11 protein-coding genes are annotated in these 12,280 nt (G+C 43.3%); 4 read left to right on the top strand and 7 right to left on the bottom strand.

Annotated features, from left to right (window positions below):
- The 7 genes from A8O23_RS19085 to A8O23_RS19055 are packed head-to-tail and all read right to left on the bottom strand — an operon-like array spanning position 1 to position 9,414.
- A complete protein-coding gene (locus A8O23_RS19085) occupies positions 1-1,047 on the bottom strand; it encodes a cytochrome c oxidase subunit II (RefSeq protein ID WP_066625003.1) in 1,047 nt (348 codons plus the stop codon).
- A 24-nt stretch (positions 1,048-1,071) separates the two neighbouring features.
- A complete protein-coding gene (locus tag A8O23_RS19080) occupies positions 1,072-2,349 on the bottom strand; it encodes a quinol:cytochrome C oxidoreductase (protein WP_239693454.1) in 1,278 nt (425 codons plus the stop codon).
- Between the two features lie 18 nt (positions 2,350-2,367).
- Positions 2,368-3,090: a c-type cytochrome gene (locus A8O23_RS19075; protein WP_066625000.1), complete on the bottom strand. Its 723-nt coding sequence runs from the start codon at positions 3,088-3,090 to the stop codon at positions 2,368-2,370.
- Positions 3,090-3,614 (bottom strand): DUF3341 domain-containing protein, encoded by a 525-nt coding sequence (locus A8O23_RS19070; RefSeq protein WP_066624997.1) that lies wholly within the window; start codon positions 3,612-3,614, stop codon positions 3,090-3,092. Before A8O23_RS19070 ends, A8O23_RS19075 begins: the two co-directional genes overlap by 1 nt.
- The gene (nrfD, locus tag A8O23_RS19065) at positions 3,607-5,028 is read right to left on the bottom strand and encodes an NrfD/PsrC family molybdoenzyme membrane anchor subunit (RefSeq protein WP_066624995.1); all 1,422 of its coding nucleotides are present in this window, start codon (positions 5,026-5,028) and stop codon (positions 3,607-3,609) included. Before nrfD ends, A8O23_RS19070 begins: the two co-directional genes overlap by 8 nt.
- Before the next feature lie 18 nt (positions 5,029-5,046).
- Positions 5,047-8,070 carry a TAT-variant-translocated molybdopterin oxidoreductase gene (locus tag A8O23_RS19060; protein ID WP_066624992.1) on the bottom strand — a complete coding sequence of 1,008 codons (3,024 nt, stop codon included), beginning with the start codon at positions 8,068-8,070 and terminating at the stop codon, positions 5,047-5,049.
- Positions 8,071-8,106: 36 nt separating this feature from the next.
- Positions 8,107-9,414, bottom strand: coding sequence for a c-type cytochrome (locus A8O23_RS19055; RefSeq protein WP_082883167.1), 1,308 nt, complete (start codon positions 9,412-9,414; stop codon positions 8,107-8,109).
- A 712-nt stretch (positions 9,415-10,126) separates the two neighbouring features.
- On the opposite strand from A8O23_RS19055, the gene rpsF reads away from it, so the two are divergent.
- From rpsF to A8O23_RS19035, 4 genes are all read left to right on the top strand, one after another.
- Positions 10,127-10,498, top strand: coding sequence for a 30S ribosomal protein S6 (gene rpsF / locus A8O23_RS19050; protein WP_066624986.1), 372 nt, complete (start codon positions 10,127-10,129; stop codon positions 10,496-10,498).
- Complete coding sequence (gene rpsR / locus A8O23_RS19045) at positions 10,495-10,746, top strand: 30S ribosomal protein S18 (protein ID WP_066624984.1); 252 nt, start codon at positions 10,495-10,497, stop codon at positions 10,744-10,746. The genes rpsF and rpsR overlap by 4 nt, the downstream gene beginning before the upstream one ends.
- A gap of 14 nt (positions 10,747-10,760) precedes the next feature.
- Complete coding sequence (rplI, locus tag A8O23_RS19040; protein ID WP_066624982.1) at positions 10,761-11,204, top strand: 50S ribosomal protein L9; 444 nt, start codon at positions 10,761-10,763, stop codon at positions 11,202-11,204.
- 378 nt (positions 11,205-11,582) lie between these two features.
- Positions 11,583-12,269, top strand: a complete 687-nt coding sequence (locus A8O23_RS19035) for an HAD family hydrolase (protein ID WP_066624981.1) — start codon at positions 11,583-11,585, stop codon at positions 12,267-12,269.
- The last annotated feature ends 11 nt before the right edge of the window (positions 12,270-12,280 follow it).

The following is a 12,280-nucleotide window of genomic DNA, read 5'->3' as shown; positions in this document are numbered from 1 at the left end:
TTATTGAGCTGGTTCGGTTGAACCTGCCCCATTCGTGGCTACTGCCTGTTCCTCACCTGCAGCAGGAGCTGCCTGTTGTGATACAAAGGTTTTCTTGCTTTGTTCAGCAATCCAAGCATCGTAGTCTTCAGGCTCTTCTACCACCATGATCATCTTCATAGCGAAGTGTCCTCTACCACAGACCTCAGTACAGGCTAATTCATATTGGAAATTAGGGTTACCTGTTTCCGTCTGCATTTCTGCTGTAGTTTTGGTTGGGATAAACCAGAAAGTAGTAGGCATACCTGGCACCGCATCCATTTTCACTCTGAAGTGAGGAAGGAAAACACTGTGAATTACATCACGTGATCTAATCTTCAATAATACTGGTTTACCCTTTGGTACTCTGAAGGCAGTAGGATCAGCCATAAAGTCATCCTGTGCGTTTTGATCAGAGTAATCTATACCAAACTCATTGTTTGCATTAATCAGGGTGTGCTTTACCAAGCCTAACTTGTTATCATTACCTGGGTAACGCACCATCCAGTTAAACTGCTTACCCATCACCTCAACCATCACAGACTCAGCTGGGGCTGGGCTAGTAATTTTGGCCCAGGTTTTCCATCCAGAGAATACCAATAGCGCCATTACAACAGCCGGAATTACCGTCCAGATAATTTCAATCTTGTTGTTATGTGGGTAATAGTAAGCTCTTTTGCCATCCTGATGTTGGTATTTGTAAGAATACACGAACAAAAGTATATGGGTAATAACAAACACAATTCCAATAACCGCCATGGTTAACCAGAACATACTATCCAGTTCATCACCATGGGCCGAAGCCAAAGGCAAAATCATATCTTCTTTAGCAGCTACAAATGACCATACAAACAGGCCACCCATTACTATAAAGAAAGCGAGCAAAAGAATGGCATTTACCTTGTTGCTCTTGCCAACGTCACGCCGGTAACTTCCTTTGAAAATAGAAGCCAATACCTGGATTCTAAACAAAAGATAGAGGATGACTAATAAAAGGATGATTGATAGTGCTACAGCAATCGTAATCATTATCCGAGTCTTTTAAATGAAATCTTAAACGTGGTGATGAACACTTTCATCCAGGAAAGGGTGGTTCAGAGGAACCAAATTAGCCTTTGTCAATTCTGAGGTATATCTCCACAAGAATAGTCCTAAGAAAGTCAAAGCTGTACCTAATTCTATCAAACCAAATCCTCCCTCTTCGCGCATGGCTCCTGGCATAATCATCATATAAAAGTCAAACCAGTGACCGATCAAGATAGCGATACAAACTATCTTCAGCATAAGCATCTGACGCTTCGCATCTCTTGTCATTAGAACAAGGAAAGGGAAAGCAAAGTTTATGAGCAGGTTGAAAAAGAATATCCAGGTATAGTGGTTATTGTTACCCCCTAAACGCTCTATAAAATAGATAGCTTCTTCCGGTATGTTAGCATACCAATAAAGCATGAATTGAGAGAACCAGATATATGTCCAGAAAATACTGAACCCGAACAGGAATTTTCCTAAGTCATGCAGGTGATTAGATGTTACCATTTTAAGGTAACCCATCTGCTTTAAGAAGATAATGGTTAATGTAATAGCTGCTAAGCCAGAAACCCACCAACTAGCAAATACATACCAACCAAACATGGTACTAAACCAGTGTGTATCGATAGACATTACCCAATCCCAGGCTGCCATTGAAGAAGTTACTCCAAATATTACAAGGAAAGCAGCACCTAGAGTAATGCTTTTGTTATAATGATTTAAACCACCATTCAAATCTTCAGCCAATGATTCTCTTCTCAACCACTTGTAAAACAGGAACCACAGAACAAAATAGGCTACCATTCTAATGGTGTAGAAAATTACGTTCAAGTATCCTGATTTGCCTGCTATAACAGGGTCATATTGATCATTAGTGGGATCTGTAACGGCATGGTCAGTCCAGTGAAACAAGGTGTTATGCCCGGTAAAGATGATTGGAAGTAAAAACACCAACACCATGATGATACCGCCTACAGGTAAATAAGCACCTATCGCTTCAGGTACCCTTTTTATTGCTACAGACCAACCTGCATATGCCACATATTGAATAGCGATAAACAAAACACCTACAACTGCTATACCTGTAAAATAAACATTGTTCATCCAAAGGTTAGCAAGCAAACGCTGTCCCCATCCTGCCGCATGATGTCCAGCTTCGGCACCGTGTTCTTCTCCATGACCACCGCCAGAGGTAGCAGCAATAATGAGACCGGCTACTAACAGTACCAACCCAATAGCTATCATGAAGAAGAACCTGTTGGTGCTTCTTTTAGAAATACTAAATCTTTCTTCAGTTATCATTTAAATTACCTTTTAAGGTTAATCACGAATATCCTTTGTAGGATGGGTTAGAGTACCAGTAACAGGATTGGAACCGTCTGCCTGAGAATTAGTGCTTGCGCCTGCTGGTGCATCTGTCACTAATGAGCCTTGCTTTTCAGTTGCCTCATCCTCCGCCACATCAACTATTCCTTTTTGCAACTGGCGCACATACATGGCTATTTTCCAGCGCTCTTCAGGGTTTACTTGTGTGCCGTGTGGCATCATTCTACCTCTTCCGTTCTGGATCACGTGATAGATGTGTCCGTCTGGTAAAGAAGCGTAGCGGCCTTGGGTAAAGTTAGGAACGCCTTTGAATTTTGCTCCGACTAGTCCGTCTCCCGCTCCTTCTTGTCCATGGCAAGGAGAGCAAAAACGCTGGAATAAAACTTTGCCTTCTCCAAGGTTAGCCGAATTGGCTGCCAATGGATTCTTCAATTCCCGGCCTGCTACTTCCGCACTATCTTTAGAAATATGCGTGTAGAATCCTAAATTTCCTCTGGCTATGGTGTTTGAAGCAGGAACACGCATGTTCATTCCGTGTGGATTGATGGCGTTTTTATTTCCTTCTATCTGCTTCAAAGGCTCATACCCAACGTGATTGTACATGTCTGGAGCATATTCCAATCCTGGATCTTGCGGATCATTTCCGCAAGAGAAAAGGAATGCTGAAGAGAGAAGTACAAAGGAGGCTTTAGCTCCTATTTTCATCAAACTGTTCATTATTTAACTACCTCCTTCTCGTTAACTTCAATAGCCCCGTTAGAACGGAGAAGATCATTTAATTTTTGGATATCGATGCCTTCTTTCAGTTCAATGGCCATTACGTATTTGTCATCTGTTGAACGAAGATCCATCACCGGCACCTTTAAGGTTGGGCGAAGACCACTAATGACAAAGAAGGTGATCACCATACCAAAAGCTGCACAAAGTACAGTTAATTCAAACGTTACCGGAATGAAAGCTGGCAACGCTACGTGTGGTTTACCACCAATGATCATTGGCCAGTCAAAACCTAGCATCCATATCTGCATCCAAAGGGCAAATGAAGTACCGCAAAGTCCGCAGAAGAAAGCAACGATAGGCAATCTTGAACGCTGTATCCCCAGTACATCATCTATTCCGTGAATAGGGTACGGAGAAAACACATCATAAATTTTAGTGCCTGCCGCGCGTGTCTTTTCAATGGCGTTCAGCAGCACATCCTCGTCGTCAAATACACCGAGTATATATTTCTTACTAGTCATGTTTGTGAGAGTTGTTAGGTGCTGTGCCATGCATTGATGCTCCTGGGTGCGTAGTGTGGCTGATTCCAGAAGACGATTTCAAAATTGATTTAACCTCAGCCATGTTTACTACTGGGAAGAATTTAGCGAACAGCAGGAACAGGGTAAAGAACAAGCCCATAGTACCTACATATACCCCAACATCAATGGCAGTTGGAGAGAACATTACCCAGCTAGATGGTAAGAAGTCGCGGTGCAATGACGTCACGATAATTACAAAGCGCTCAAACCACATACCAATGTTCACAAAAATTGAAATAATGAACGTGGCAGTTAAGCTGCGGCGAATTCCACGGAACCAGAAAAGCTGAGGCGTAATTACGTTACAAGTCATCATTGACCAGTAAGCCCACCAGTAAGGTCCGGTAGCACGGTTAATAAACGCATACTGCTCATATTCCACACCTGAATACCAGGCAATAAAGAATTCTGTGATATATGCCACCCCTACAATAGATCCGGTTAAGGTAATTACCTTGTTCATGGACTCTACGTGCTCCAGCGTGATGTAATCTTCCAGTTTGAAAACTTTTCTGGTAATAATCATTAGGGTTAATACCATTGCAAAACCTGAGAATATTGCACCAGCCACAAAGTATGGAGGGAAGATAGTCGTGTGCCAACCTGGAATAACCGAGGTTGCAAAGTCCATTGATACAATAGTGTGAACTGAAAGTACCAGAGGAGTTGCTAAACCAGCTAAAATCAATGAAACAGTCTCATAGCGTGACCAGTGCTTCGCAGAACCTGTCCAGTTCATGCTCAACAGAGCGTAAGCTCTGCGGGCAATGGGTCCAGTGGCTCTATCTCTGATAGTAGCGAAGTCTGGAATCAGACCTATGTACCAGAATACAAGTGAAACTGAGAAATAGGTACTGATCGCGAATACGTCCCAAAGAAGTGGTGAGTTGAAGTTCACCCAAAGAGAACCAAATGTATTTGGTAAAGGCAACACCCAGTAAGCTAACCACGGACGGCCCATGTGCAATACAGGGAACATAGCCGCACAGATTACTGCGAAAATCGTCATCGCCTCAGCCGCACGGTTGATAGATGTTCTCCATTTCTGACGGAACAACAACAAGATGGCTGATATTAGAGTACCGGCGTGACCAATACCTACCCACCATACGAAGTTGGTGATATCCCATGCCCAACCAACTGTTTTATTCAAGCCCCACTCACCTATACCAAACCACAAGGTGCGGTATACTGAATAAAGGAAGATACCAAGGAAGACCAAAGAAACTCCCATCGCAATCATCCAGCGGACGTTCGGCTTGGCTTCCACCTGCCGACAAACGTCCTCCGTAATGTCTGCATAAGTTTTACCCCCAGTTACTAGAGGCTCTCTTATCGGAGATACGTGCTGCATATATCTTTATGAGTTAAATTAAGCTTGATTTCTGATTTTAGTTAAGTAAGTCACGTTTGGCTGCGTGTTCAATTCTTCTAACACGTGGAATGCACGTTCACCTTTTTCACGCTGCAAAACTTGTGAAATCTGGCTGTTTGGATCTAGCATGTCACCAAAGATTATCGCGTTGGTTGGACAAGATTGAGCACAAGCAGTTACAATTTCTCCGTCTACTGGGCGGCGGCTTTCTTTTTTAGCCTCTAACTTACCTTGCTGGATACGCTGAACGCAGAAACTGCATTTCTCCATTACACCACGTGAACGAACGGTAACATCTGGGTTTAACACCATCTTACCTAAATCATCGTTCATGTTGTAATCGAACTTCTCGTTGTTCGCGTAGTTGAACCAGTTAAAGCGGCGTACTTTGTACGGACAGTTGTTTGCGCAGTAACGGGTACCTACACAACGGTTATAAACCATTTGGTTAAGTCCTTCTGTACTGTGCATGGTAGCAGCTACCGGACAAACTGTCTCACACGGAGCATGGTTACAATGCTGGCATAGCATTGGCTGGAAAATAACCGCAGGGTTATCTGCTGGATTCTCCATTTTCTCAAACCCTCCGTCTTCACGGGTAGCATCACTGCTATAGTAGCGGTCAATACGCAACCAGTGCATTTCACGACGGTTCAACACCTCTTGCTTTCCTACCACTGGCACGTTGTTCTCAACCTGGCAGCTGATAGTACAAGTACCACAACCAATACATGAGTTCAAGTCAATGACCATACCCCAGTGGTGGTTCTTGTACTCGTAATCTTGCCAAAGCGATACGCTCTGTGGGTTCTTTGGTCCATCTGGTGTAGCAATTTTAATGTACTCTGTTACACTTTTCGGATCTTGCTTGTATTTGGCAAGGGTTGACTCCTGCACTACAATACGTCCCATTACGGTATGGTGCGTCTGTGTTTGTGCAATTGGTTTTTCAGCTCCAACCTTAGTAATAGTCACAACATTGTTGTATTGCAACGCATTGTCAGATACTGTTACAAAAGGGTACACATTGGCACCAATATTATTGGCAGCCTGTCCTGCGTTAGTACGTCCGTAACCAACAGCAATACCAATTGTCTTATATGTCTGACCTGGCTGGATTAGGGCTGGCAACTCTAAAGAAGTACCTTTGGCCTCTACTCTCACCACATCATTCTGCTCAATTTCCAATTCTTTGGCTAAAGCGCTTGATATGGTTACGTAGTTATCCCAAACTGCTTTTGTAGTAGGGTCAGACATTTCCTGTAACCATGGGTTGTTGGTGTGCTGACCAGTACCAATGGCTACTTTTTCATAAATAACTAATTCAACAGCATTGTTTCCGGCAGCCGGACGCGCTTTATTCACGCTTACGCCTGCAGCAGCCAATGTGATTGGGGTTACTGATACAGGTTGATGAACTCCTGTTGTGCCAGAAGCCACACCATCATGTACCGCTTTATCCCATCCTTCGGCAGTACCTACAATACCAGCCCAGTTACGTTGAATAACAGTGTAATAATCTGAAGTGGAACCAGTCCATTTCAATAAGGTATCCTGCGCCTGTCTTGTCTGGAAAATAGGTGAGATAGCAGGCTGAGCTAAGCTCAAATACCCTCTTTTTGGTTCATAATCGTTCCAAGACTCTAAGAAGTGGCTATCTGGGCATACATAATCAACCAAAGCAGCGGTCTCATCCACTCTGTCAGAGAATGAGATTTTCACCCCTACTTTTTTCAAGCCGTTTACTACTTGCTGGCTTTGCGGATGATCGTACACTGGGTTAGCGCCATAGAAGATAACTGCGCCTACTGCACCACTATTCATCTCTTGGATGAAACGCAACATTCTGGCATCATCTCCTTGACGTACAAAAGAAGGAGCACCTGAATTAATGGTTGATCCTTCTGCACCTAAAGCACTGTTCATGGCAGTAACCAAGGCTTGTACCGCAGGATCATTGGAATCTGATACTACTAACGCAGCTCCTCTGTTGCTCAACAGTTCTTTTGCAGCAGCTTCAACTTGTTTTGCAGCAGCTGCATTTGGCGCCTGAATGGCCGTTCCGCCAGTTCCGCCAGCAACTCCATTATACAGAGCGGCCGCAACGGCAGCATATTCAGAAGGTTTGATCGGAACCCTTACGTCTGCGTTTGCACCAGTCATTGTCAAGAAAGTCTCAAACTGGAAGTGACGAGACATAATTGGATTTTCAGCAGTAACCTTACGGTTGATCACATATTGTGCTGAATACTCAACAGGTGAAATCCATGAGCCTAAGAAATCGGCACCGATAGATACAATTACCTTCGCTTTGCTAAAGTCATACCCTGGCACTACGCCACCGTTTGCTCTTAATAAAGCATAGGCTGACTTAGGGTCATAGGTTACATGCTCAAAAGATGGAAACTGTGCACCGAAATCACGGATAACAGTTTTAGTGCTTGGGCTAATGATGGTGTTAGAAACCAACACTACCTTACCCTGAACACCAGTCAAACGAGTGCGCACCTCCTGGTCAATCTTATCCCAGGTAGTGTCTGCAAATTTATTATCCTTATCTCTAACAACCGGTGTTTTCAGGCGGCTGTTATCATATAAGTTTAATAATGAGGCTTGCGAACGAGCGTGAGTACCGCCTTTTGTGATCGGAGAAAGGGTGTTACCCTCTATCTTGATCGGACGGCCTTCGCGTGTTTTTACAAGAACTGAATTGTAAAAATCGCCCATGTAATACGTAGAGGCATACCAGTTAGGAACACCTGGCTCTACTTCTTCCGGCTTGTGCAGGTAAGGGATTGCTTTGCGTACCGGAGACTCACAAGAGGCCAACGTTGCTGCTGCCACTCCAAAGCCCAATAGCTTTAAGAAATCACGTCTTGGAGCCACGGTTGAAGATTTATCTTCTCCGTGGGCTTCACTTACTGGCAGGAACTCAGGAAACTCATTATGAGCATGCTTCTGGAATTCCGGAGTATTGTTCAACTCCTCTACTCCTCTCCAGTACTTAATTGTTTCTTGCATATATCTCAAAAACTCAAATTCAGGATATGGAATTGATTAAAAGTGGCACTTTGAACACTCGGTACCACCATTTGACGCTACCACAAAGGCGCCTTTTGACTGCTTCTCATGCAACTTCACCAAGTTGTCATAGTACTCATTGCCTTGTGTGTTCAATGGAGTATTTCTATGGCAGTCAATACACCAGCCCATAGTTAAAGGAGAGTACTGGGCCACCACTTCCATGGTCTCTATAGGACCGTGGCATGTCTGGCATTCTACGCCTCCTACTTTAGTGTGCTGAGAGTGGTTGAAATAAGCCAATTCAGGCAGGTTGTGCACCCGAACCCATTCAATAGGTTGGTTTTTCTCAATTGCACGGTAAATTTTCTTGATTTCAGGAGACTCCTTCTGTATCTGGCTATGGCAATTCATACAGATGTTAGCGGAAGGTATATTAGCCTTTTCACTCTTATATACAGAAGTGTGGCAGTAGTTACAGTTGATCTGGTGGTCACCAGCGTGCAACTTGTGAGAGAAAGCGATTGGTTGTCTTGGGGCATATCCCTGCTGAATACCAATCCCCATTACTTTGTCAATGGTAAGGTCTACCAATACCACTACAAAGATCAGCCCTACTATAACTCTTACTGCTTTAGACTTATAAATATTGGCAAAATTGGTACGTTGCTCCAGAATCTCTTGCTCTGATCCGGTTAAATCACCTTTGTTCTTCAGGTAACCTTTCAGTACTGAAGCAATGATTAACAGGGTAATCACCAACACAATCAGTACCAACACAAGGGCTATTAACAACAGATCCATGTAACCTGAAACGGCACCAATGGCATCAGTTCCTACGTTTTGACCTGCTTGCCCTGGGTTTCCGTCTGGGGCAGGGCCAGTAGTAGGAGCTTCACTTGCATCCTTTATATAAGCAATGATTGCCTTTAGCTCATCATCAGACAACGCAAAAGACGGCATTTGCTGCTTTGAGTACTGCTCATACACCGCTACAGCATCCTTATCTCCACTCTGGATCAGAGCACTTGAGTTTCTGATCCATTTAATCAACCAGCCTTCTGATCTTCTCTTATGAACATCCTGCAGACCTGGCCCTACAACTACATCTGTACCTACCGAGTGGCATTGCACACAGTTGTTTTTGAATAGGGTTGCTCCAGCGTCAATCACACCTGCGTCTGCCCCACCGGCACCAGCAGCAGCTGGAGCTTCAGCGCCGGATGTTACCCCTGTCTCGCTCACGTTTGCCTGTTCCTGAGCAAAAGCACTGGTAACAAACAAGAAGGCAAAGACAAAAGGGAGTAGGAAGGCGTATTTTGCTCTCTTTTTACAGCTAATCATAGCTTAAATGTAGTGTTAAGAATAGTGAAAGTACATTATGGGCACAAATCTACTACCCGATCATCATTAATCAAACACAATATAACTTATTTTTGAGGGGTCTGAAGGCTCCGTATTTATATCAAAAATTAGCCTTAAATCCTTCTATACAGCCCATTTAACTATTATTTAGAATTTTTATAAATTACTCCTCAGAACCCCTGTACCCCCTTTTGCCCCGATGCTTTTAACCTTCATAATTTCACTTTTTATTGTTTTACTATAAGTGCTCTTTTTTTTTAGGTGTTTATATCAAGCCCTTTATTAAGTCTATTTCTTACCTAACTTAGATTTATTATATTGCATATTGGTTTTATTTTATACAGTTCTTATCTACCGTTTTAACCTTTGGGCTCCAATTGTGTTAAGTGCCTCCGCCATATTTTTGCTTCTGTTGCTTACCTTATTTCCATTTCCTTTACCACTTCCTCCCTATTTGATCTTCTCTCTTCCCATCTGTAGCATCTACTCTATTTTATATAACTCTACATTATTCCACTTCGTCCTATATAACCTTCCTTTTAAGAGCCAGCTTTTAGATCAAGTAACTCCTATTATATATAGTGTATTTTGACCCTCCATTTCAATTAGTTATATTTTATTCACTTTATTGTTTTATGTCAGAATCTACCGTACCTTTGCCCCTTCGAACCAAAAAATCATTTAAACACAAATGACTTTAAAAAATTACGAAGTTCTCTTCATTATGACCCCGTTGCTGAACGAGGTGCAGATGCAAGAGACGGTCGAGAAGTTCAGACAGGTGCTTAAGGAAAATAGCGCCGACATTATTCATGAGGAGAACTGGGGCTTAAAAAAACTGGCTTACCCAATTCAGAAGAAGAACACAGGCTTCTATCACCTCATCGAGTTCCAAGGTCCATCTACTGTGGTAGACGCATTGGAACTTGCTTTCCGCAGAGATGAGAAAATCATCCGTTTCTTAACCACTGCCCTTGATAAGCACGCCGTTGCTTACAACGAGCGTCGCAGAAACGGTGAGTTCAAATCAGGTAAAAAAGAGAAGGAGGCACAAGCATCATGAGTTTAGTAAACGAAAAAATCCACAAGCAAGACACGCGCAAGAAATACTGCCGTTTCAAGAAAAACGGAATCCAGTACATCGATTACAAAGATGGTAACTTCTTATTGAAGTTCGTGAACGAGCAAGGCAAACTGTTGCCTCGTCGTTTAACTGGAACCAGCCTGAAATTCCAGCGCCGCGTGGCTCAGGCTGTTGCCAGAGCTCGCCACTTGGCTATTTTGCCTTACGTAACGGATTCTTTAAAATAAGGAGGTAAAGCACGATGGAAGTAATTCTGAAAGACGACGTAAAAGGCGTTGGCTATAAAAACGATATCGTTGAAGTAAAGCCAGGTTTTGGCCGTAACTATTTGATCCCGCAAGGCTTAGCTGAAATGGCTACTCCTTCTGCTAAAAAAGTAGTGGCTGAGAACGTTCGCCAAGCTGCCCACAAAGCAGAGAAAGTACAAAAAGACGCTCAAGATATAGCTGACCGTATTGGTGACACTGTATTAACTATTCCGGCTAAGGCAGGCGAGAGCGGCAAAATTTTTGGAGCCGTAACTACACTGCAGATTTCTGAGGCCCTTAAGGCTCTTGGTTATGATGTAGACCGTAAGCGTGTTGACTTTGACCAGGAGGTGAAAACCCTTGGCGAGTACACTGCTACACTTAACCTGCACAAAGAAGTGAAGCACCAAGTTCGCTTTAACGTAGTTGGTGAGTAGTCAATAAGCTTACTCAAATATTAGAAACATCCTGCCGGAGTACGGCAGGATGTTTTTGTTTTAGACCCTTTTAATTTTTGTAATACAGCAGGAATTGTACATCTTCCTGTTTTTGGGCTGATTTTAGAAAAAGAGCTCTAAAGCACCTTTAACTATTTCAAATAAAGCCCATACTTGCTCCTTCTTCTTAAAAGCAGGATCGGCAACCTGACTTTTCAGGCAACTTCTCTTATCTTCAGCAAGCGTAACAAAACCCCCTATTTGCCGGTTATTTACTACAGCACAAAAGGGTGTTTTAGCCCTGCTTTTCTTAAACCAGGTTCAAAACGGATATTACCGTTGGTCTTTCACCTATTTGCATTAACCTTTTATTTAAGCATGTCTCCCTACCGCGTTCTTATATTTGACTTTGATGGCACTCTGTGCGCAACTGAAGAAGCTATCTTACACACATTTCGAAGAACTTTTGAGCAGGAAGGGACTACCCCTCCTTCAGATGAAAAAGTAAAAGAAGGCATAAGTACCGGCGGCAATTTGAACACCATGCTGCCTTTTCTGCATCCTGCGCTGTCAGATGACTCTTCTGGTCAACTGCTCCAGGAATGGGTGCTGAAATACCGCCAGCTTTACCATACAGAGGGCGGTGCCCTCACCACCTTATTTGACGGAGCCGAAGCTCTTTTTGAGCAAATTCAGCAACAGGGGCTTAGCTGTGTAGTCATTAGTAACAAAGGTCAGCAAGCCATAGAACAGGCTCTGGAGCATTTTAACTTGAACAAATATTTTGATCTGGTCATTGGAGACAATCCGAATCTTCCGATGGCTAAGAAGCCTGACCCAGTGGCTTTCCAGCAGGTTATTTTACCCCGCTACCCTCAGTTTAGCCTTAACCAGTTCCTAATGATTGGTGATACTCACGCTGACCTACAGTTTGCCAACAACGCTGGTATACCCTCCTGTTGGGCAGTTTTTGGCTATGGGGCAATTGATTTATGCTTAGCCGCTGCGCCCACTCATACTATTCATAGCCTCTCCGAACTAAGCCAGCTATTGAATTCCGCCTAATAGACCTGTTT

Origin of the sequence: Rufibacter roseus (assembly GCF_001647285.1) — a bacterium.
GTDB classification, from domain to species: domain Bacteria; phylum Bacteroidota; class Bacteroidia; order Cytophagales; family Hymenobacteraceae; genus Nibribacter; species Nibribacter roseus.
Note: the sequence above shows the minus strand (reverse complement) of the source record. Positions and strands in the feature narration are given on the sequence as shown.

What these genes read in the sequence shown, in the direction of transcription:
- A8O23_RS19060 (WP_066624992.1), bottom strand. Translation starts at nt 8,070, where the DNA reads ATGCAAGAAACAATTAAGTACTGGAGAGGAGTAGAGGAGTTGAACAAT.
- rpsF (WP_066624986.1), top strand. Translation starts at nt 10,127, where the DNA reads ATGACTTTAAAAAATTACGAAGTTCTCTTCATTATGACCCCGTTGCTG.
- A8O23_RS19085 (WP_066625003.1), bottom strand. Translation starts at nt 1,047, where the DNA reads ATGATTACGATTGCTGTAGCACTATCAATCATCCTTTTATTAGTCATC.
- A8O23_RS19070 (WP_066624997.1), bottom strand. Translation starts at nt 3,614, where the DNA reads ATGACTAGTAAGAAATATATACTCGGTGTATTTGACGACGAGGATGTG.
- A8O23_RS19075 (WP_066625000.1), bottom strand. Translation starts at nt 3,090, where the DNA reads ATGAACAGTTTGATGAAAATAGGAGCTAAAGCCTCCTTTGTACTTCTC.
- rplI (WP_066624982.1), top strand. Translation starts at nt 10,761, where the DNA reads ATGGAAGTAATTCTGAAAGACGACGTAAAAGGCGTTGGCTATAAAAAC.
- A8O23_RS19080 (WP_239693454.1), bottom strand. Translation starts at nt 2,349, where the DNA reads ATGATAACTGAAGAAAGATTTAGTATTTCTAAAAGAAGCACCAACAGG.
- A8O23_RS19035 (WP_066624981.1), top strand. Translation starts at nt 11,583, where the DNA reads ATGTCTCCCTACCGCGTTCTTATATTTGACTTTGATGGCACTCTGTGC.
- nrfD (WP_066624995.1), bottom strand. Translation starts at nt 5,028, where the DNA reads ATGCAGCACGTATCTCCGATAAGAGAGCCTCTAGTAACTGGGGGTAAA.
- A8O23_RS19055 (WP_082883167.1), bottom strand. Translation starts at nt 9,414, where the DNA reads ATGATTAGCTGTAAAAAGAGAGCAAAATACGCCTTCCTACTCCCTTTT.
- rpsR (WP_066624984.1), top strand. Translation starts at nt 10,495, where the DNA reads ATGAGTTTAGTAAACGAAAAAATCCACAAGCAAGACACGCGCAAGAAA.